Raw genomic sequence first — 19,089 nt, forward strand, 5'->3', positions numbered from 1 at the left:
AAACGAAAACAGCCCGCATCGCAGCGGGCTGTTGGGATCGATTACAGCGATGCTGGGACTCAATCGTCGTTCTTGGACATGTCTTCGTCGGCGACCACTTCAGCGGCGGCCCATTCCAGTGCTTCGCGCTCGGCACGCTCGCGTTCGGCCTTCTCGACTTCGTCGATCAGCGCGTTGTCGATCCGGCGTGCGGCGATCTCGCGCAGCGCCATCACGGTGGGCTTGTCGCTGGCATCGGCATTTTCGATCAGCGGCTGCACGCCGTTGGCGAGCTGACGGGCACGCTTGGAGGCCATCATGACCAGCTCAAAACGGTTGTTCACGACTTCCAGGCAATCTTCTACGGTAATGCGGGCCATGCGGGCTCCCGGCGACCAGCAACGGCCGCGCATCGAATGAGGGAAAGGGGGCGGAGTGTACGCCCGGGCCAGCGCCACGGCAACCAACCCCTATTCAGTTTCCTTGGGAATCAGCGGTTTGGGCCACTAGAGAGAAGATACCGAAACGTGGCGAGCAGTCGTCAGGCGGGCGTGGAAGGCGCGCAGGACGCGTAGCGTGCACGTGGTTCACGCCGCACCCATCACCGGCTACGCCCGCCTGAGGGTGAGCACAGTCGTATTATTCGCTGCGCTTAGTCCAGCAGCGCCTGGATCAACCCGGCATGCCGCTGCTGCTGCGCCTGCCGACGCAGTCGGCTGGCGGTGAAGATGACGCACATCTCCGACACCGCGGTGTCGAAGGTCTCGTTGATGATCACGTAATCGAACTCTTCGAAATGCAGCATTTCCTCGCGAGCGGCGGCTAAGCGCTGCGCCATCACTTCCTCGCTGTCCTGCCCGCGCTTGCGCATGCGCTCGTCCAGCGCCTGGCGCGAGGGCGGCAAGATGAACACGCTGACCGCGTCGGGCACTTTCTGGCGCACCTGACGCGCGCCCTGCCAGTCGATCTCCAGCAACACGTCGTGACCGGCAGCCAGCTGCGGTTCGACCGACTGCCGCGCAGTGCCCTTCCAGTCGCCATGCACCAGCGCGTATTCGAAGAAATCGCCCGCTTCGATCATGCCCTGGAACTCGTCGGAGGAGACGAAATGGTAGTGCTCGGCATGCCGTTCGCCCGGCCGCGGCGCGCGCGAGGTGAACGAGATCGACAGGGCGATCTTCGGGTCGCGCGCCAGGGTGGCGTTGACGATGCTGCTCTTGCCAGCGCCCGAGGGGGCCGCAACGATATAGAGAGTGCCGCGCATAGGATCAGGATTCGGGATTGGGGGGTCGGAAGCCGCGAAGCAACTGCGGACCGGTACCACCGGGGTCGACATGCTACCGGGATTGAACGCGGTCCGCAGAGGCGCGGGATTTGCGGTCCACCAATCCCGAATCCCCAATCATGAATCTCCGCTACTCAATGTTCTGCACCTGCTCGCGGATCTGGTCGATCAGCACCTTCAGGTCCACCGCGGCATTGGAAGTGCGGCTGTCCACCGACTTGGAGCCCAGCGTATTGGCTTCGCGGTTGAACTCCTGCAAAAGGAAGTCCAGACGGCGACCAACCGGCTCGCGCTGCTTGAGCACGCGGCGGATCTCGGCAATGTGGCTGGACAGGCGGTCGAGCTCCTCGTCTACATCCAGCTTCTGCAGCCACAGCACTAATTCCTGTTCAGTACGGCCCGGGTCCACCGGATGCGGCAGATCCGCCAGCCGCGCGGCCAGCTTGGCGCGCTGACCTTCGCGAATCGCCGGAATCAAGACGCGCACGTCGGCGGCGATACGTTCGATGGCATCCACCCGCTCGCTGATCGCCTCGGCCAGCTTGGCGCCTTCGCGCTCGCGTGCGGCAACAAAGCTGTCTACCAGCTCGTCGAGCAACGCCAGCGCCTGCGCCTGCAGCGCGGCGGCGTCCACGTCCTGCACCTGCAGCACGCCCGGCAGCTGCAGCAGATCGGTAAAGCCCACCTGCAATTTTGGAAACACGCCATCCAGCCGCGTGGCCAGCGCGCCAAGTTCCTGCAGCAGCGATTCGTTGACCGCCAGCGTCTGTGCGTTTTCGGGCGCGCGCAGACGCAGGGTCAGATCCAGCTTGCCGCGGCTACTTTTTGCTGCCACACGCTCGCGCAGCAGGGGTTCCAGCGCACGCAATTCCTCGGGCAGACGCACACCCACTTCCAGAAAGCGGTGGTTGACCGAGCGCAGCTCGCAACCGAGCGTGCCCCAGGGTGTGATGCGTTCGCCGCCAGCAAACGCAGTCATGCTTCGAATCATCGTCAATCCCGTGCCGTCAAAGCGCGAATGGTACCCTAGCCGTCCTTGCCAGCTGCCTGCACGCTGCGCACTGACACCAGACCTACCTCCCGACTTCCGGACTCATCGCATGACCTTTTCCCGTCCCAGCGGCCGCACGGCCGACCAGCTGCGCCCGGTGCGCATCGAACGCGCCTTCACCCGCCATGCCGAAGGCTCGGTGCTGGTCAGCTTCGGCGACACCCGCGTGCTGTGCACCGCCAGCGTGGAAAACCGCGTACCGAACTTCCTGCGCGGCAAGGGCGAAGGCTGGGTGACCGCCGAATACGGCATGTTGCCGCGCTCCACCCACACCCGTTCCGACCGCGAAGCTGCGCGTGGCAAGCAGGGCGGCCGCACGTTGGAAATCCAGCGCTTGATCGGCCGCGCACTGCGCGCCTGCGTGGACCGCAATGCGCTGGGCGAACGCACCATCACCCTGGACTGCGACGTGCTGCAGGCCGATGGCGGCACCCGCACTGCAGCCATCACCGGCGCTTACGTTGCGTTGGCCGATGCGGTGAACCTGCTGCTCAAGCGCGGCGACATCAAGAAGCATCCGCTGATCGGCGCCGTGGCTGCGGTCTCGGTGGGCATCTATCGCGGCGAGCCGGTGCTGGACCTGGATTACCCGGAAGACAGCGACTGCGATACCGACATGAATGTGGTAATGAACGATGGTGGCGGCTTCATCGAGCTGCAGGGCACCGCCGAAGGTCATGCCTTCCGTCGCGATGAACTCAACGCACTGCTCGCACTGGCCGAAAAGGGCATGGACGCGTTGTTCGCACTGCAACGCGCTGCGCTGGCCGGATGAGCCGCCGTATCGCCCTGACCACCTTGCTGGTTGCCGATTACGATGCGGCCATTGCCTGGTACACCGGCGCACTGGGTTTCGATGTGCTGCAAGATCGCCGGCTCGATGACGGCAAGCGCTGGGTAGTGATCGGCCCGGGCGGCGCGCAGGACGCCGGCTTGCTGCTCGCGCAGCCGGCCGACGCCGCGCAGCGCGCGCGCATCGGCGACCAGACCGGAGGGCGGGTGGATCATTTTCTCTACACCGACGACGTCTGGCGCGACCATGCGGCCATGCAGGCATTCGGCGTGGAATTTCTGGAAGCCCCACGCGAAGAGTCGTACGGCACGGTCGTAGTGTTTCGCGATCTGTACGGCACCAAGTGGGATCTGCTGGAGCCCAAGCAATGAAACAACTGGTCCTGGCCAGCGGCAACGCCGGCAAGCTGGAAGAACTGCGCGCCCTGCTCGCCGACCTGCCGCTGCGCATCGTCGCGCAAGGCGAGCTCGGCGTGGACGATGTTCCGGAAACCGGCCTGACCTTTGTCGAGAACGCGCTGATCAAGGCGCGTCATGCCAGCGCAGTGACCGGTTTGCCGGCGCTGGCCGATGATTCGGGTTTGATCGTGGATGCATTGGATGGCGCACCCGGTCTGTACAGCGCGCGCTATGCCGGCAGCCCAACCAACGCGCTGGCCAACAATGCCAAGTTGCTCGATGCGATGCGCGATGTGCCGGCTGGTCGCCGCAGCGCGCGGTTTTATTCGGTGATCGTGTTACTGCGGCATCCGGAAGATCCGCAACCGCTGATCGCTGAAGGCAGCTGGGAAGGCGTGATCACCACCGAACCGCGCGGCGACGGCGGCTTCGGCTACAACCCGGTGTTTCTGGATCCGGTGTACGGCCTGACCGCCGCGGAAATGGACAGCGCATTGAAGAATCGCCTGAGCCATCGTGCGTTGGCGCTGGCCACGCTGCAGCACAAGCTGCATGCGTTGTCGCTGTAAAGCACGCCTAGCGCAATGCCCCAACTGATTCCGCCACCGCTGTCGCTCTATGTGCACCTGCCCTGGTGCGTGCGCAAATGCCCCTACTGCGATTTCAACTCGCATGCGGCCAAGGGTGCATTGCCGTTCGAGGACTATGTGGACGCACTGACCCGCGACCTGGATGCGGATCTGCCGTTGGTGTGGGGTCGCGTGGTGCATTCGGTGTTCTTCGGCGGCGGCACGCCCAGCCTGTTTCCGCCTGAAGCGATCGACCGCTTTCTGCAAGCTGCCGCGGCGCGGCTGCGTTTTGCGCCGAATCTTGAAATCACGTTGGAAACCAATCCGGGTACCGCCGAGCACGGCCGCTTCGAGCACTACCGCGCTGCGGGCGTGAACCGCCTGAGCTTCGGTGTGCAGACCTTCGACGACGTGGCACTGCAACGGCTCGGGCGCATTCACGACAGTGCCGAAGCCGAGCGCGCGATCAAACTGGCGCAAGACGCCGGCTACGATAATTTCAATATCGACCTGATGTACGCACTGCCCGAGCAGACGCTGACGCAGGCCGAGCACGATTTGGAACGCGCCTTCGCTCTGCAGCCCACGCACCTGTCGCATTACCAGCTTACGCTCGAGCCGAACACGGTGTTCTTCGCGCGGCCACCCAAAGGCATTCCCGACGACGATGCCGCCTGGGATATCCAGGAACACTGTCAACGCCTGCTGGCCGACGCCGGCTATGCGCAGTACGAAGTGAGCGCGTACGCAAAACCGGGGCGGCAGTGCGCGCACAACCTCAACTACTGGCGCTTTGGCGATTACTTAGGCATCGGTGCGGGTGCGCACGGCAAGATCAGCTCCGGTGCCGAAGAGCACGTGCTGCGGCGCTGGAAGCACAAGCATCCGCAGACTTATCTGGCCAGTGCAGGCACTGCCGCATCCATCGGCGGCGATGAAATTGTGCCCCGCGAACGGCTGCCATTCGAATACATGCTCAACCTGCTGCGTTTGCACGAAGGCTTCCGGCTGAGCGATTTCGAGGCATCGACGGGCCTTGCCGCTTCCGTCATCGCGGTGCCGCTGGCGCGCGCGCTGGCACAGGGCTGGATGACCCGGCAGGGTGAGCGCGTGGTGCCGACCGAGTTGGGACGTCGCTTTACCAATGATGTGGTCGAGTTGTTCCTGGGCTAAAGGCGCGGCAACATCGCTGGTTAATCGACTGCATGCATGTGGCGCATGCTCGCACCTCCAGTGCATGGCATTGCGCAAACCAGATGCGCTAGGCAGGCCAATGCCGCGCAGTCAGCGGAAAGACATGCTACATAGCTCACGCTTCGAACCGAGCCCGCCTCCCCGGATGTCCACGCCCGTGTCTTCCCTGCACCCCGCACTCAGCGGCCCGATTGCCGATGCGCCAGTGTCCGCGCGCGGCCGGCGCTTGCTCGGCCTGCTGCACGCGCATTGCGTGCAGGCGCTGAGCGGACCACTGCGGCTGACCGTCGTCGAGCTGGAACGCGAGCTGTTGCATCAGGCCGAGCACGCGCGCAACAGCCAGATCCAGGCTGAAACCTACGCACAGACGCGCGGCCTGCGCGACCACATCGACCGCTTTCCGCAGGCGTTTCTGCAGGAACTGGCGAAGGCGCTGGCCGGCCTGCGCGAACGCCCGGTGCTGGCGCCATTGGCCGATGTCGCAGCGCAACCGCAGATGCTGACCCTGGTTGAAAACACCGATATCGATCGCGACATCGTGCTGAGCGAAATCGCACGTCGCGAAACATCGCGGCGCGCCGATGCTCTGCTCTTGCTGGCGCAGCGCCTGGCGGTGATCGGTACGTTGCCCGAATTCGAGCTGGAAGAATTACCGTTTGGCCCGTACGCGTTATGCCGAATCCTCCGTCAGTGCGGGGAAACGCTGGGGCTGAGCCTGGAGGGACAGCTGACGCTGTACAAGGTGTTCGAGCGCCAGGTGATGGACCGCCTGGGCGATCTGTTCGAAAGCGCCAACAGTACGCTGGACCAGGAAGGCATCCTGCCGGGACTGATCTATCACCCGTATCTGGTCAAGCCCACGCAGGTGCAGACACGGCGGACGCTGCCGGCATCGGCACAGGGCGCGAAAGACGCTGCGGCAACCAACAGTCATGCTGCAGCCACCGGCATACCGCGGCCTGCCACTGGCTGGGCGGGCCAAGGCGCGCCGACGGCCTGGCAGAGTGCCTTGCTGGATCACGCTGCTGCGCCACCAGCGCTTGCAATGGCTGCACCCGCGCAGGCGGTGCCGCCGGCGCTCAACGATGCAGTGCAGGCGCTGGGCGGATTGATGGCATCGGCACGGCAATCGCAGGCAGCTGTGCACGCAGGTCACGCAGGTGCAGGCGTGCCAGCCAACAACGCGATGGCGCCCTCCGCCACGTCGCTCGCAGCAGCGGCCCAGCCATCGCAGCAAGGCGCCGCCGCTGCCGTGCCCAAGGCTGCGCTCGGCGATGCGCTCGCCAGCCTGCAGGGTGCGCTGGCCACGCAGGCCGTAGCGACGCCGCAAGCGTCGGGGATCGATGCAGTGCAGCGCCAGGTGCTGGAGTTGCTGCGCAGTGAGCACGGCCCGAATGCCGTGCTGGCGCCGCAGGACAACGATACCTTCGACCTGCTCGGCCTGCTCTACGCGCAGATGCAGCGCGAGGTGCGCGAGCAGACGCCAGCGCAGGCATTGCTGGCCAAGTTGCAGGTGCCGGTAGCGCGCGCGGCATTGGCCGATTCGCATTTTTTCGTGCGCGACCAGCACCCGGTGCGCGAACTGCTCAACACCGTGGCCGAATCCGGTGCCGTGTGGCTGAGCGAGGACGATATCGACCCGCAACTGCTGCACAAGCTGGGTAGCGCGGTCGACAAAATCGTCAACCACTATCAGGGCGACGAGGCGGTTTTCGCCGCAGCCAACGACGACATCCAGACGCATCTGCGCGCACTCGCGCGCAAGGCCGAGGTAACCGAGCGACGTCATGTGGATGCTGCGCGCGGCAAAGAGCGTCTGGAATCGGCCAAGCAGCTGGCCGAAGCACGCATCGAGCAACTCTGCGAACAAAGCGCGCCACCGCGCTTCGTGCAATCGCTACTGCGCCAGGCTTGGTCGGATGTGCTTACGCTGACCTTGCTGCGTCAGGGCGAGCAGTCGCCCGAATGGGACGAGCGCCAGGCGCTGACCGCACGCATTGCCGAGGTCACCTGCCGCAGCAAGGGCCAGCCCACCGACATCGCACTCGGCACCGATGTTGAAACCGCGCTGCTGCAGGTGGGGTATCACCACGATGAAGCGGCGGCGATCGCGCGCCGCTTGTCCACGCCCGGGGGCGAGGACGAAGTGACCTCGCGCACCGAGCTTGCGGCCAAACTCAAGACGCGTACCCGGCTCGGCGACCAGGGCGACAGCGCTCCGCGCAAGCCGGCGGCCACGCCGCGCACGCCGGCCGAAGAGGAATGCTACGCACAGCTGCGCAGCTTGCCGTTCGGCACCTGGTTCGAATTCGTGGTCAACCAGCAACACGATCTGCGCCGGCAACGCCTGTCCTGGTACAGCCCGATGACCGGCAACGCCCTGTTCGTGAATCAACGCGGGCAGAAGGTTGGCGAGCACTCGCTGGATAGCCTGGCGCGGCTGATGGCCGGTGGGCAGGCACGTCTGCTGGTGGAAGAAAAATCGCGTCTGATCGATCGCGCCTGGCATGCCACCGTGCGCACGCTGCGCAGCCTGGCCGGCCAGTCGCCTGTTACCGAGGCACAGCCATGATCCAGGACACCCGCCGCGCACCGCGCCGGCAGCCGACCGACCTGCTGCCGGTCATCGACACGATGACCGAAGCGCAGATCGGCCGGGTCGGCAACCTGTCCGAAACCGGCATGCTGTTGTTGGGGTCGGTCCCGCTACACGACGACGCCTTGTATCAGTTGCGCTTCACGCTGCCCGAACGGGTTGGCCGCGCTACCGAGATCGATGTTGGCGTGCATTTGCTGTGGTCCGAAGCTGCGCATGCGCCCGGGCAATCCTGGGCCGGGGTGCGCTTTCTGACCATGTCCGAACCGCACCGGCAGCGCCTGCGCGCCTGGATCGCCGAAGAGCATATGGCTGGCTAAGTGCCGCTGCCACCACGACTGTGCAGCCATCAAGAGGCGCCGCTGGTGTTCGGTACGCTAATTACCACGCGTCAGCCGCGGTTCCTGTGTGCCGTCCACGCCCAGCTGAGACGATCACGCAATACGTTTTGTCGGCCACTTCAAGACACAGCGCCGTTGCACGGATTGCGGCAAAATTGCGCATTGCCTTTGCATTGCCGATCGAGCCCCGCATGACACAGCCCTCCTTGAGCAGCCTGTACTCCGACCACCTGCGCACGCTCACCGCGCGCGCCGACGAAGCGCTGCAGCGCGGCGGCTTCGAGCATCTGGTGGTTCCCAGCGGCAGCACGCATTACCAACTGTTCGACGACCGCGATTACCCCTACGCGGTCAACCCGCAATTCAAGGCCTGGGTGCCGCTGACACGGGTGCCCAACAGTTGGCTGGTCTACACGCCGGGCAAGCGCCCGACGGTGATCTTCTATCAGCCGTTCGACTACTGGCACGTGGTGCCCGATGCCCCCAGCGGCTGGTGGGTGGAACACTGCGACCTCCACATCATCCGCACGCCGGACGAAGCGTTGGCACTGCTGCCCAAACAGCCCGAGCGCTGCGCGATTCTTGGCGAGGCACAAAGCACGCTCGGTGCATACGTGCCGAACAACCCACAGCCGGTGCTCGATTACCTGGAATACCAGCGCGCGTTCAAGACCCCGTACGAGCTGGCATTGCTGCGCATTGCCCAGCAACTGGCGGTGCGCGGCCATCGTGCAGCGGAAGCCGCGTTCCGTGCCGGCCAGAGCGAATTCGGTATCCATATGGCGTATTGCGCGGCGGTGGGCCAGGACGCCAATGAGTTGCCGTACGGCAACATCATTGCGCTCAACGAACACGGCGCAGTGCTGCACTACACCGAACTGGGCCAACAGCCGCCGCAACCGCTGCGCAGCTTCCTGATCGACGCCGGCGCCTCGGCATACGGCTACGCCAGCGACATCACCCGCACCTATGCCGCCGACCCCGGCAGCGACTTTCAGGCATTGATCACTGCGATGGATGCTGCGCAATTGCGCATGGGCCAGAACGTGCGTGCCGGCGTGGACTACAAGCAGTTGCACATTGATGCGCATCTGGCATTGATGGGCATCCTCAAGGAATTCGGCGTTCTCACCGTCTCGCCGGAAGCCGCAGTGGTCACCGGCGTCAGCGCTGCGTTCTTCCCGCACGGCCTTGGTCACTTGATCGGCCTGCAGGTGCACGATGTAGCCGGTTTTTCCGCCAGCGACCGCGGCGGCCGCATCGAGCGCCCGGCCGGCCACCCGTATCTGCGCCTGACCCGCATGCTGGAGCCCGGCATGGTGGTCACGATCGAGCCCGGCGTGTACTTCATCGACATGTTGCTGGACGAAGTGAAGAAGAACGGCCACGCCGCCAGCGTCAACTGGCAGCGCGTGCAAGAATTCAGGCCCTACGGCGGCATCCGCATCGAAGACGAGGTGGTGTGCACTGACGGCAGCGCTGAAAATCTGACCCGCCCGGTCTTCGCCGCCGCATGAGTAGCAATCGCGCCTGAAAACTTCATGGCGCCCAGTGCCTGGCCGGAACGGTTAAACCCGGCATCGACATGCAGCGCGCCTACACTGGGAGCAGCCGCGCCTTCCATCACCCGGTAACGCACCGCGACGTTTCAGCACCACCACACACGGAACATTGCCATGAACGATCCACGCCAGACCTCGCACCCAGACCACCCGATGTATCAGCAGATCGAACGCGGCGTGCATGCGATCGATGCGGCGCATGGCCGCACGCCCGACCAAACCAGCGCCCGCCTCACCGCAGCCTTGTTGCCGCTGGCCAAGGAAGGCGGGCTGTCGCGCGTGGATCACGTGCTGATGAGCGAAGCGAACAATCGCGGCGTGCACGGCGGCGAAAACGTATTCGTCGTGCAAGGCGACCCGGCCAACCCGGCACATCTGCGCGCGCACATGAAAACCGAACAAGCGCTCGCCACACCGGAAGAACAGTCGTTCGAGCGCGCGCGGCAACTCGCCGGGCCGAGCGAGCCAGTGCAGCAGCCAGAACGCACGCAGACGCAGCAGCTCAGTTAATAGAACGGCTTACAACAAGTGGCCTGGCGCGTCATCTCGACGATGCGCCAGGCAGAAAATAGCTTGAGCGACAGAGCGCGGCTTAAGCGACGACGCCATCCGCTGGGGAAAGCGCCCGCATTCGGCGCAACACCGGCGGCGCAGGCGTGCTTGCAGCGCGTTGCACAAATTTGCGTCACGCCCGCTCTAAGTTGGTCTTGCAGCGCTACGCGCGCGCTGCGTCGCGATCGGCCATCTCTTTTTCAATCTCGTCGGCACTGCGCGCCAACGCATCGGTGAGCACGCGGTGCCCGTCGGCCGTGATCAGCACATTGTCTTCAGTGCGAATGCCGATGCCGCGCCACTTGGCCTCTACCGAGGTGTCGTCGGCAGACACGTACAGGCCCGGTTCGATGGTGAACACCATGCCGGGTTCGAGCAGGCGCGAGTCGCCGCCCAGCCGGTAGTCGCCCACATCGTGCACATCCAGGCCCAACCAATGGCCGGTCTTGTGTCGATAAAAGCGCTTGTACTGCCCATCAACGATGTTGCGCTCCAGCTTGCCCTTGAGCAGACCCAGTTGCAGCAGCCCTTCAGTCAAGGTTTCCACTGCCGCCAGATGCCCGGCTTCGTAGGCCACGCCGGGACGCGCCTGCGCGAGCGCGGCCGCCTGCGCAGCACCGACCAGATCGTGCAACGCACGCTGCGCCGACGTGAAACGCCCGTTGATCGGAAAGGTGCGGGTGATGTCGGCCGCATAGCCGCGGTATTCGGCACCGGCATCGAGCAGCACCAGCTCGCCATCGCGGCTGCGCGCGTTGTTGGCGCGGTAATGCAGTACACAGGCATTGCTGCCAGTGCCGACGATGCTGCCGTACGCAGGCCACGCATCGGCAGCGCGGAATTCGCGCTCGACCTCGGCCTGCAATTCGTACTCATGCACACCCGGCCGCGCCAGCCGCATTGCTGCGCGATGCGCACGCACACTGATATCTGCAGCCTGCTGCATCAGCGCGATTTCGTCGCGCGACTTGAACAGGCGCTGCTCGTGCAGCAAATGGCCCAGCTCTAAAAATTCATGCGGCGGCTGCGCACCATGGCGCACCTGCTCGCGCACCCGCTTGAGCCAGCCGATCAACTTGAGATCGAAATCGACATTGCGCCCGAAGTGGTAGTACACGCGGCTACGCCCTTCCAACAGGCCATGCAAGATCTCGTCGACATCGTCGATGGGGTACGCGTCGTCCATGCCGTAGCGCTCCACCGCGCCTTCCTGACCTTCGCGCGGGCCATCCCAGGCTTCGCGCTCGGCGTCGCGCTCGCGACAGAACAAAATCGCTTCGCCATGCTTGCGGCCGGGCACCAGCACCAGTACTGCTTCCGGCTCCGGAAACCCGCTCAGATACCAGAAATCCGAATCCTGCCGGTACGGATAGTGCGTGTCGTGACTGCGCACGCGCTCGGGCGCGGCCGGCAGAATCAGAATCGCCTGCTCGCCAGCCATCTGCATCAGCTGCTTGCGCCGGCGCGCGTATTCGGCCGTGCCGATCCCGGTGAGCTTCTTCATGGCGGGCCGATCAGTTCAGACGTTGCCGGAAACGCGGCCCCATCACGCAGTCGCCATGCAGCAACAGCACTGCCACGCGCACGAATTCTTCCATCTCGGCCAGTGCAGTGTCGTCTTCATCGGCCGCGTCGAAGTCGTCGCTGGACGCCTGCGCCAGACGCGCCAGGTCCTGCAACGCTTCCTCGCCTTCTTCGCTCAGTGCCGGGCGCTGCTGCGCAGCCAGACCAAATCCACCCAGGAAGGCGCGGCACCAGTCGAACAAGGCATCTGTACGCGCCGGCAACGGGGCGCCGTCTTCGACAAGCAGTAGCTCGAAGGCGAAATCGCGGTCTTCCAGTTGCGCCACGGTGGCCTGCCGCAGCTGATCCAGCGCCCCGCCCTGCTTGGGTGCGCCCTGGCCGGTGTCGGCCAGAATGCGTGCCAGCCAGTCGACGCTGTCGGCACCGCCGCCGGAGAGCCACCCGCACAGCCCGCCATGCAACTCCGCCGCAGAGGACGCCAGCGCCAGCTGACGGCTTTCGTTTTGCACAGCGGTTACGTCGGGCAGATCCATCGGGTCATCCAGGCTGAAGAGCGATAAGGTGCCGACGCAGGGCCGGCGATATGACTTCCCAGTGTATCAAGGCAACCCGCATGGGCCGCAGTCTGCGTTCCATGCAGCGTTCCACGCGTATGAGGCTGGCCTGTCTAGATTTTACCCGGAGCCTTGCAACGCTTGGGCTCACGCTAACGGCCAGGGCATACGAGGACGCTTGACCGCCGCGCGCACGCGCCCCTATCGTGAGCGCATGGACAACGCTGCCGCCCTCGCTCAGATCCGCGCCCTCGCTGCCCGCGTAGAGGCCTTGGTGGAGCGTACCCAACGGCTCACCGACGAGAACCGCAGCCTGCGTCATCAACAAGAGCAGTTGATCGGCGAGCGTTCGCAACTGTTGACCAAGAACGAGCAGGCGCGCTCGCGTGTGGAAGCGATGATCGCCCGCTTGAAGTCACTGGAGCAGCACACGTGAGCAACAACGAACCGGTCAGCGTGCGTATTCTGGATCGTGAATACACGGTGGGCGTGACTGCGGACGAACGCGAAAGTCTGACCGCCGCGGCGCGTCTGCTGGATTTACGCATGCGCGAGATCCGCGGCAGCAATCGCATGGCGGCGGTGGACCGTGTGGCCGTGCTGGCTGCGCTCAATCTGGCGCATGAGTTGCAGCAACTGCGCGAACAGCAGGCGCTCTACGACCGCGAATTGGCGAATACGCTGGACACCTTGAATCGCCGGCTCGACAGCATTGCCGACACGCCGCGCTAAGTGGAATTCGCACTGCGATCGCAAATATGAATCCTCAAGCCCGTCGGCCGACGAATGGGCTAGCCATCGCGGCGCAGAGGTCTATAATTCGCCTGCGTTCTCTGCTGTAAACGACAGCGTGCAAAACATTCGCCTTGTCCCTTAATTACGACCACGGGGGCGCGACGAAGCTGGGTGTGCAAGTCCGCCTTGTAGCGGGAAGCCCGATGGCCTCACAACGTCCCCACTTGAACCCCGGGTTCAAGGTCGTTTCGCCCGCATCGTCATGGCGGAGAATGCAAATCTGAAACGGCGCCTTCGGGCGTCGTTTCTTTTTGTGTGCCCGAAATTTGAGCGCCTGCGATGGCGATGACTGCGTCGGCGATGCAGACGTGTTGTTTACATGTCCTCTGTTCTGGCGCGGCTCCAACGCGCGTGCGCGACGGCAGTGTGCACTGCGCTGTGCCCTCGCCACGCTTTCCAGCCCCGCATGGCGGTGGTGCAAGCGCCGTGTGTTTGCAAGCAGCGCATGCAACTGGAAGTTGTGTCTCCAGGGCAGCACTGCACGCGCCGCTAGGCACACGCACGTGCGCCATCGACAATGCAGCACCGATTGTGCCGCGAGACACCGATGACCGAGGACCGAGATGCGTTGCGTCAGCAATTACGCGCACACCGACGCAGCCTGCCGGCAATGCAACGCTTGGCCGCAGCCGATGCGTTGGCGGAGCGTTTGCTGGCGCTGCCGTTCGCACCGCGCAGCGGCGCCGTGGCGGGGTACTGGGCGATGGATGGCGAAATTGCGCTGCATCGCTGGCAACTGACCCTACCAAGCGAAGTGCGCTATTGCCTGCCGGTGCTGGATGGGCGCGTGCTGCGCTTTGCGCCGTGGCGACCGGGCCAGCCGCTGGTGAGCAACCGCTACGGCATTCCCGAGCCGGAGGTGGACCGCGCCGACACGCTGGCACCAGAAGAGATGGCGCTGGTGATCACCCCCTTGACCGGTTTCGATGCAGCGTGCCGCCGGCTGGGTATGGGAGGCGGCTGGTATGATCGCAGCTTCGCGTTCCGGCATCGCCAGGCGCCGCCGCCCTGGCTGGTCGGCGTCGGCTTCGCTGCGCAGCAGGTGTCCGCCCTGCCCACCGAAACGTGGGATGTGGCGGTCGACGCTATCTGCACCGAACACGCCACCTTCCTGAAAGACGACGCCGTTTCCGAATGACTGCCCGCAAGCGCTACTGGTTGATGAAGTCCGAGCCGGACACGTTCTCCATCGATGATCTGGAACGCGTCGGCACCGAACCGTGGAACGGTGTGCGCAACTACCAGGCGCGCAACTTCATGCGCGATGGCATGCACGTTGGCGAAAGCGTGTTTTTCTACCATTCCAACTGCAAGGTGCCTGGCATCGTCGGTATCGCCAAGGTGGCCAGCGCGGCGTATCCGGATGACACCCAGTTCGATCCGAAATCCGATTACCACGACCCCAAGTCCAGCCGCGAAGATCCGCGCTGGATGCTGGTGGACGTGGCATTCGAGCGCAAACTCACACGCACGATTTCGCTGGATGAAATCAAGCAACAGGCCGATGCACTGGGCGAAGGCTTCCCGCTGATCGCGCGCGGCAACCGCCTGTCGATCCTGCCGGTGACCGCCGCGCAGTGGAAGCTGTTGCTGGCGATGGAATAGCCGGGAACAGGGAGTCGGGATGTGAGATTTGCATATCCCGACTCAGCCCAGCCGCTCTTGCAATTCCCGATTCCCCAATCCCGAGCCTCAACAATGTCCGAAGCAAAACGCCTGGCCGCCGAGAAAGCGATCGATTACGTGGAAGACGGCATGATCGTCGGAGTCGGCACCGGCTCGACGGTGGCCTACTTCATCGACGCACTGGGCCGCATCGGCCATCGCATCAAGGGTGCAGTGTCCAGCTCCGAACAAAGCACCGCGCGCCTGCGCCAGCACGGCATCGAGGTGCTGGACCTCAACCACACCGGCAATCTGTCGCTGTATGTGGACGGTGCCGACGAGTGCGACCCGAACCGCTGCCTGATCAAGGGCGGCGGCGCCGCGCTGACACGCGAGAAGATCATCGCCGAGGCCAGCGAGCGCTTCATCTGCATCGTCGACCCGAGCAAGCAGGTGCCGGTGCTGGGCAAGTTCCCGCTGCCGGTGGAAGTGATTCCGATGGCACGCAGCCTGGTGGCCCGGCAGATCCTGGCGCTCACCGGTGGTCAGCCGGTGTGGCGCGATGGCGTGGTGACCGACAACGGCAATGTGGTGCTGGACGTGCACAACCTGCAGATCACCGACCCGGTAGCACTGGAGCGCAGCTTGAACCAGATTCCTGGCGTGGTGTGCGTGGGTCTGTTCGCGCGGCGCCCGGCCGATGTGGTGATCATCGGCGGTGAACCGCCGCGGGTGATCTGAACATCGCGCGCTTGCACGCGTACGCGCAATTTAGGCCCGCATTGCGAAGCGATTCGGGCCGGACCCATCGCGTTCGCAATGCCCTAACACCGCACCGCAGCAGCTTGACGCACGTGGCCGCTTGCCAGATGGTGCGGCATCCCCGCCCGCTGGTATGCCTTATGCGTTGTCGTTCTCTTGCCCTTGCGTTCTTGATCCTGCTCGGCGGCTGCGCCAGTAGCGGCGACAGCTGGGTGGAACTCGCGGGCACGCGCTACAAGGTAGAGCTGGCGCAGAACAACGCTGATCGCGCCAAGGGCCTGATGTTCCGCGATGCCATGGACGAAGACCGCGGCATGCTGTTCATCCACGACCGCCAGGAGCCGATGGCGTACTGGATGAAGAACACCAAGATCGCGCTGGATATCCTGTATTTCAATGAGAAGCGCCAGCTTGTCTCGCAGCAGCGCGATGTGCCGCCGTGTTCGGCCGGCGACGCCTGCCCGCCCTACCCCAGCAAGCAGCCGGCGCGCTATGTGCTGGAGCTCAACGCCGGCCAGGCCGCCAAACTCGGCCTGAGGGACGGTGCGACGCTGACCTTCAGCCCGGACATCCCGACGCTGAAATAAACGCTGCATCCAGGTCATTGGACATCCGGCGAGCGCTTGGCATGCCTCCCGACAATACCGGCGCGATACCTGCCGAACCAGTAACCGCGCCCGTTGACGGAGCGCTCAACGGCATTCCGCCGGCACGCGGCACGCGTCACTGTCAGGAAGTGCCGGACTTGAACCCTGCGCCGCTTGCCGACACTCTTGCAGCATGGTCGACATGCTCCCACTTCCCCATTGGACCGCGCTCGCCAACCTGGACGACGATGCGGTGCCGTTAATGTCCACCGCGCTGCTGATCGCGCGCGACGAGTATCCGCAGCTGAATGCCGAGCTCTACGACACGCTGGTGCAGAGCCACGTCGAGCATCTGCGCCGCGAGGTCGACGCGATTGATCTGTGGCCGCTGAAGATGGCGGCGGTCAATCGCTACCTGTTCGACGAGTTGGGCTACTCGGGCAATCACGACGAGTACTACGACCCGCGCAACAGCTACCTCAACCAGGTGTTCGAGCGCCGGCTGGGCAACCCGATTTCGCTGGCGATGGTGCAAATCGAAGTCGCCCGCCGGCTGGGCATCCCGTTGGCGGGGGTGTCGTTTCCCGGCCATTTCCTGGTGCGTCTGCCGGTAGATGACGGCGTCCTGGTGATGGACCCGTTCAACGGCGGCCGTCCGCTGGGCGTGGATGAGCTGCGCGAACGTGCCCGCCCGCATCTGGGCGGCGAAATTCCCGACGACCGCGCGCTGGCGCAGATTCTCGACCCCGCCCCGCACCGCTCGATCTTGATCCGCATCCTGCGCAACCTGCACGGCGTCTATGCCGATGCCGAGCACTGGGACCGCGCTGCCCGCAGCGCCGACCGCATCCTGAAGCTGGTGCCCGACCAACCCGAGGCCCTGCGCGACCGCGGCATGGCCTATCTGCATCTGGGCCACCGCAACGGCGCACGCCACGATCTCTCGCGCTACCTGGTACTCAACCCGGGCGCACAGGACGCGGCTAATTTGCACGAGCACCTGGTGGAATTGAACAGCCAGCGCTCACGGGCGCATTGATCGGGCGTAAGCAACCGCTCGCCACCGTCAAGCTGCCCTAGTGGGGCGCTGTTCTTTGGTTCTCAGGAAAGCAGGCATTAGTCTGCCCCCAATCCGGTTCCCACTCGACGCCGCCACCGTAGTGCCAATCGTTGCAGCCGGACTCATTCCAGCAGCGCCATTGCAGTGGTCAGTGTCTGATGACGCCCCTCCAACGGCAGCTCAGTCGACCTCCACCATCTCGAAATCGTCCTTGGTCACGCCGCAATCGGGGCAGGTCCAGGTGTCGGGCACGTCCTGCCAGCGGGTACCCGGGGCAATGCCTTCTTCGGGGATGCCGTCGGCCTCGTGGTAGAGAAACCCGCAGACGACGCACATCCAGGTGCGGTAGGTGGTCGTGGATGTCTCGCTCATCGGATAATCGCGGTCATGCAACGGTGGGGCTACATTGTCCCATCCCATCCACCGCTTTCGGAAGCGCTGACATGCCCAACCGTCTTAACGTTCGCGGTGTGTACCTGATCACCCCGGACGAGCCCAACACGCAGCGCTTGCTCCTGCGCACGGCGCCATTGCTGGCGTCGATCACCTGGCTGCAATACCGCAACAAGCAAGCGGACGCGGCGCTGCGGCTGCGTCAGGCCAGCGCCTTGCACGAATTGTGCGCGGCACACGGTGTGCCATTGATCATCAACGACGATGCGCAGTTGGCGGCGCAGGTCTGTGCGCAAGGCGTGCATCTGGGCGAAGACGATGGTGATGTAGCGGCGGCACGCGCGCTGCTGGGCAAGCAGGCCATCATCGGGGTGTCGTGCTACGACGAGATCGAGCGCGCGCGCGCGGCAGCCGCAGCGGGCGCCAGCTATGTGGCCTTCGGTGCGTTTTTCCCGACCACCACCAAACAGACGACACGGCGTGCCACGCCTGCGTTACTGCAGCGGGCCGCCGAACTGCACCTGCCGCGCGTGGCGATCGGTGGCATTGCGCCCGCGCAGGTGCCTGCGCTGGTGACTGCGGGTGCCGATTTGATTGCCGTAGTCAGTGGCGTGTACGCGGCACCGGATCCGGTTGCTGCAGTGCAGGCGTATCGCGCGGGGTTTGGTTCTTAAGGCGGCAAGCGTTTTGGCTTGCAGGCTCGAGCTTCCGTCCAAGGCTTGTAATGCGCTGCAAGCTAGTGCGTCCTTAGTTCGCTGCATCTCTTGATTAAAAAAGGCCGGATTGCGTCGAGCGCGCGGCGCCCTCGCCGTTCACGGGACACGCCGTGAATCCGTTCATGGAGGCTCGCCATGCCGCCAACGGTCCCGCAATCGGCGAGGACACCGCACCAGATAGTTGGCTGGCAGCTAACGAAAAGCGGCTCACTGCTACGAACAGCTTGCCGCATTTGTCGATTGGGTGACTGCTGCGGATCGATTGACCATGACATCCGATAGGCATTGCGACAGAAATCGAATGAGCTGACACGTGCTTCGTTTAATGGGTTGCGCAATGCACTGCTTGTGCCACGCCCACCGACCATCTCCACTGGCCCTTGCCCGCTCACCGTCGCGGGACCCTTGGCGGCATGGATGCCGCCAAGGAGCTTACAAGGACGTACTTGCAGCGTGTCCCGAGATGGTGGGCGGGCAAGGGCCTTGCAATAAACGCAAAGACTTTAGGGCGCGATGTCCTCACCGCTCGCAGGCTACGCTTGAATCCATCCCTGCGTGCTTGATGTCAGCATCCTTGCCGCCAACGGTCCTGCAATCGGCAAGGACACCGCACCAGACAGTTGGTCAATCGTCTTGGGAAAGCGTGCGTGATGTGAAGTGCGCTCAGTCAAGTCGTGGCCCAGGCGGCGTGTTCTCGCGCATCAGAATGATGTCCATTTGAGCGCCGTCTCCAAAACAAAAACAGCGACGCGTGCCATCACGCGTCGCTGCCG

22 protein-coding genes and 1 other RNA gene are annotated in these 19,089 nt (G+C 64.4%); 17 read left to right on the forward strand and 6 right to left on the reverse strand.

The genetic code is table 11. The annotated features are described in order from the left end of the window. Positions 1-59: 59 nt before the first annotated feature. From rpoZ to KWO_RS19065, 3 genes are all read right to left on the reverse strand, one after another. Entirely contained in the window at positions 60-359 is a 300-nt protein-coding gene (gene rpoZ / locus KWO_RS19055; RefSeq protein WP_002812428.1) for a DNA-directed RNA polymerase subunit omega, read from the reverse strand. A 272-nt stretch (positions 360-631) separates the two neighbouring features. After that, a complete protein-coding gene (gmk, locus tag KWO_RS19060; RefSeq protein ID WP_010377105.1) occupies positions 632-1,243 on the reverse strand; it encodes a guanylate kinase in 612 nt (203 codons plus the stop codon). Between the two features lie 151 nt (positions 1,244-1,394). Beyond that, positions 1,395-2,255, reverse strand: a complete 861-nt coding sequence (locus tag KWO_RS19065) for a YicC/YloC family endoribonuclease (RefSeq protein WP_010364509.1) — start codon at positions 2,253-2,255, stop codon at positions 1,395-1,397. A gap of 109 nt (positions 2,256-2,364) precedes the next feature. Here KWO_RS19065 and rph point away from each other — a divergent pair, with 109 nt between their 5' ends. From rph to KWO_RS19105, 8 genes are all read left to right on the forward strand, one after another. Continuing rightward, positions 2,365-3,090, forward strand: coding sequence for a ribonuclease PH (gene rph / locus KWO_RS19070; RefSeq protein WP_010377106.1), 726 nt, complete (start codon positions 2,365-2,367; stop codon positions 3,088-3,090). Then, positions 3,087-3,479, forward strand: a complete 393-nt coding sequence (locus tag KWO_RS19075) for a VOC family protein (RefSeq protein WP_010377108.1) — start codon at positions 3,087-3,089, stop codon at positions 3,477-3,479. The genes rph and KWO_RS19075 overlap by 4 nt, the downstream gene beginning before the upstream one ends. Beyond that, positions 3,476-4,075 (forward strand): RdgB/HAM1 family non-canonical purine NTP pyrophosphatase, encoded by a 600-nt coding sequence (gene rdgB, locus KWO_RS19080; protein ID WP_010364503.1) that lies wholly within the window; start codon positions 3,476-3,478, stop codon positions 4,073-4,075. Before KWO_RS19075 ends, rdgB begins: the two co-directional genes overlap by 4 nt. Before the next feature lie 15 nt (positions 4,076-4,090). Continuing rightward, complete coding sequence (gene hemW / locus KWO_RS19085; RefSeq protein ID WP_010377110.1) at positions 4,091-5,248, forward strand: radical SAM family heme chaperone HemW; 1,158 nt, start codon at positions 4,091-4,093, stop codon at positions 5,246-5,248. Positions 5,249-5,414: 166 nt separating this feature from the next. Then, positions 5,415-7,841, forward strand: a complete 2,427-nt coding sequence (locus KWO_RS19090; RefSeq protein ID WP_010377113.1) for a DUF1631 domain-containing protein — start codon at positions 5,415-5,417, stop codon at positions 7,839-7,841. Then, positions 7,838-8,185, forward strand: coding sequence for a PilZ domain-containing protein (locus KWO_RS19095; RefSeq protein WP_010364497.1), 348 nt, complete (start codon positions 7,838-7,840; stop codon positions 8,183-8,185). Before KWO_RS19090 ends, KWO_RS19095 begins: the two co-directional genes overlap by 4 nt. A gap of 212 nt (positions 8,186-8,397) precedes the next feature. After that, positions 8,398-9,723 (forward strand): Xaa-Pro dipeptidase, encoded by a 1,326-nt coding sequence (gene pepQ / locus KWO_RS19100; protein ID WP_010377115.1) that lies wholly within the window; start codon positions 8,398-8,400, stop codon positions 9,721-9,723. Between the two features lie 159 nt (positions 9,724-9,882). Further along, positions 9,883-10,278: an XVIPCD domain-containing protein gene (locus tag KWO_RS19105; protein ID WP_010364490.1), complete on the forward strand. Its 396-nt coding sequence runs from the start codon at positions 9,883-9,885 to the stop codon at positions 10,276-10,278. Between the two features lie 205 nt (positions 10,279-10,483). Here the strand turns inward: KWO_RS19105 and KWO_RS19110 are convergent, their stop codons facing one another. Then, positions 10,484-11,824: an aminopeptidase P N-terminal domain-containing protein gene (locus KWO_RS19110; RefSeq protein WP_010377117.1), complete on the reverse strand. Its 1,341-nt coding sequence runs from the start codon at positions 11,822-11,824 to the stop codon at positions 10,484-10,486. Between the two features lie 10 nt (positions 11,825-11,834). After that, the gene (locus KWO_RS19115; RefSeq protein ID WP_010377119.1) at positions 11,835-12,377 is read right to left on the reverse strand and encodes a YecA/YgfB family protein; all 543 of its coding nucleotides are present in this window, start codon (positions 12,375-12,377) and stop codon (positions 11,835-11,837) included. Between the two features lie 235 nt (positions 12,378-12,612). Between KWO_RS19115 and KWO_RS19120 the strand changes: the two genes are divergently transcribed. From KWO_RS19120 to KWO_RS19155, 8 genes are all read left to right on the forward strand, one after another. After that, positions 12,613-12,834 carry a TIGR02449 family protein gene (locus tag KWO_RS19120; RefSeq protein ID WP_003486122.1) on the forward strand — a complete coding sequence of 74 codons (222 nt, stop codon included), beginning with the start codon at positions 12,613-12,615 and terminating at the stop codon, positions 12,832-12,834. Further along, a complete protein-coding gene (locus KWO_RS19125) occupies positions 12,831-13,130 on the forward strand; it encodes a cell division protein ZapA (RefSeq protein WP_010364474.1) in 300 nt (99 codons plus the stop codon). The genes KWO_RS19120 and KWO_RS19125 overlap by 4 nt, the downstream gene beginning before the upstream one ends. A 95-nt stretch (positions 13,131-13,225) precedes the next feature. Continuing rightward, positions 13,226-13,409, forward strand: a non-coding RNA gene (gene ssrS, locus KWO_RS19130) — 6S RNA. Positions 13,410-13,740: 331 nt separating this feature from the next. Next, positions 13,741-14,331 carry a 5-formyltetrahydrofolate cyclo-ligase gene (locus tag KWO_RS19135; protein ID WP_010364471.1) on the forward strand — a complete coding sequence of 197 codons (591 nt, stop codon included), beginning with the start codon at positions 13,741-13,743 and terminating at the stop codon, positions 14,329-14,331. Then, positions 14,328-14,798 carry an EVE domain-containing protein gene (locus KWO_RS19140; RefSeq protein ID WP_010377122.1) on the forward strand — a complete coding sequence of 157 codons (471 nt, stop codon included), beginning with the start codon at positions 14,328-14,330 and terminating at the stop codon, positions 14,796-14,798. The genes KWO_RS19135 and KWO_RS19140 overlap by 4 nt, the downstream gene beginning before the upstream one ends. A 93-nt stretch (positions 14,799-14,891) precedes the next feature. Beyond that, positions 14,892-15,539 (forward strand): ribose-5-phosphate isomerase RpiA, encoded by a 648-nt coding sequence (rpiA, locus tag KWO_RS19145; RefSeq protein WP_017112975.1) that lies wholly within the window; start codon positions 14,892-14,894, stop codon positions 15,537-15,539. Positions 15,540-15,700: 161 nt separating this feature from the next. Continuing rightward, positions 15,701-16,147: a DUF192 domain-containing protein gene (locus KWO_RS19150; RefSeq protein WP_017112974.1), complete on the forward strand. Its 447-nt coding sequence runs from the start codon at positions 15,701-15,703 to the stop codon at positions 16,145-16,147. A 193-nt stretch (positions 16,148-16,340) separates the two neighbouring features. Then, positions 16,341-17,186, forward strand: a complete 846-nt coding sequence (locus KWO_RS19155; RefSeq protein ID WP_010377128.1) for a SirB1 family protein — start codon at positions 16,341-16,343, stop codon at positions 17,184-17,186. A 201-nt stretch (positions 17,187-17,387) separates the two neighbouring features. Here KWO_RS19155 and KWO_RS19160 read toward each other — a convergent pair whose 3' ends face one another. Further along, on the reverse strand, positions 17,388-17,627 hold the full coding sequence (locus tag KWO_RS19160; protein WP_017112973.1) for a rubredoxin: 240 nt from the start codon (positions 17,625-17,627) through the stop codon (positions 17,388-17,390). 23 nt (positions 17,628-17,650) lie between these two features. On the opposite strand from KWO_RS19160, the gene thiE reads away from it, so the two are divergent. Then, positions 17,651-18,274, forward strand: coding sequence for a thiamine phosphate synthase (gene thiE, locus KWO_RS19165; protein ID WP_010377129.1), 624 nt, complete (start codon positions 17,651-17,653; stop codon positions 18,272-18,274). The last annotated feature ends 815 nt before the right edge of the window (positions 18,275-19,089 follow it).

The organism is Xanthomonas vasicola pv. musacearum NCPPB 4379 (assembly GCF_000277895.2).
Taxonomy (GTDB): domain Bacteria; phylum Pseudomonadota; class Gammaproteobacteria; order Xanthomonadales; family Xanthomonadaceae; genus Xanthomonas; species Xanthomonas vasicola.

Bases quoted from the DNA above. Each gene is read 5' to 3' on its own strand.
- rpoZ (WP_002812428.1), bottom strand. From the start codon at position 359: ATGGCCCGCATTACCGTAGAAGATTGCCTGGAAGTCGTGAACAACCGT.
- gmk (WP_010377105.1), bottom strand. From the start codon at position 1,243: ATGCGCGGCACTCTCTATATCGTTGCGGCCCCCTCGGGCGCTGGCAAG.
- KWO_RS19065 (WP_010364509.1), bottom strand. From the start codon at position 2,255: ATGATTCGAAGCATGACTGCGTTTGCTGGCGGCGAACGCATCACACCC.
- rph (WP_010377106.1), top strand. From the start codon at position 2,365: ATGACCTTTTCCCGTCCCAGCGGCCGCACGGCCGACCAGCTGCGCCCG.
- KWO_RS19075 (WP_010377108.1), top strand. From the start codon at position 3,087: ATGAGCCGCCGTATCGCCCTGACCACCTTGCTGGTTGCCGATTACGAT.
- rdgB (WP_010364503.1), top strand. From the start codon at position 3,476: ATGAAACAACTGGTCCTGGCCAGCGGCAACGCCGGCAAGCTGGAAGAA.
- hemW (WP_010377110.1), top strand. From the start codon at position 4,091: ATGCCCCAACTGATTCCGCCACCGCTGTCGCTCTATGTGCACCTGCCC.
- KWO_RS19090 (WP_010377113.1), top strand. From the start codon at position 5,415: ATGTCCACGCCCGTGTCTTCCCTGCACCCCGCACTCAGCGGCCCGATT.
- KWO_RS19095 (WP_010364497.1), top strand. From the start codon at position 7,838: ATGATCCAGGACACCCGCCGCGCACCGCGCCGGCAGCCGACCGACCTG.
- pepQ (WP_010377115.1), top strand. From the start codon at position 8,398: ATGACACAGCCCTCCTTGAGCAGCCTGTACTCCGACCACCTGCGCACG.
- KWO_RS19105 (WP_010364490.1), top strand. From the start codon at position 9,883: ATGAACGATCCACGCCAGACCTCGCACCCAGACCACCCGATGTATCAG.
- KWO_RS19110 (WP_010377117.1), bottom strand. From the start codon at position 11,824: ATGAAGAAGCTCACCGGGATCGGCACGGCCGAATACGCGCGCCGGCGC.
- KWO_RS19115 (WP_010377119.1), bottom strand. From the start codon at position 12,377: ATGGATCTGCCCGACGTAACCGCTGTGCAAAACGAAAGCCGTCAGCTG.
- KWO_RS19120 (WP_003486122.1), top strand. From the start codon at position 12,613: ATGGACAACGCTGCCGCCCTCGCTCAGATCCGCGCCCTCGCTGCCCGC.
- KWO_RS19135 (WP_010364471.1), top strand. From the start codon at position 13,741: ATGACCGAGGACCGAGATGCGTTGCGTCAGCAATTACGCGCACACCGA.
- KWO_RS19140 (WP_010377122.1), top strand. From the start codon at position 14,328: ATGACTGCCCGCAAGCGCTACTGGTTGATGAAGTCCGAGCCGGACACG.
- rpiA (WP_017112975.1), top strand. From the start codon at position 14,892: ATGTCCGAAGCAAAACGCCTGGCCGCCGAGAAAGCGATCGATTACGTG.
- KWO_RS19150 (WP_017112974.1), top strand. From the start codon at position 15,701: ATGCGTTGTCGTTCTCTTGCCCTTGCGTTCTTGATCCTGCTCGGCGGC.
- KWO_RS19155 (WP_010377128.1), top strand. From the start codon at position 16,341: ATGGTCGACATGCTCCCACTTCCCCATTGGACCGCGCTCGCCAACCTG.
- KWO_RS19160 (WP_017112973.1), bottom strand. From the start codon at position 17,627: ATGGGATGGGACAATGTAGCCCCACCGTTGCATGACCGCGATTATCCG.
- thiE (WP_010377129.1), top strand. From the start codon at position 17,651: ATGCCCAACCGTCTTAACGTTCGCGGTGTGTACCTGATCACCCCGGAC.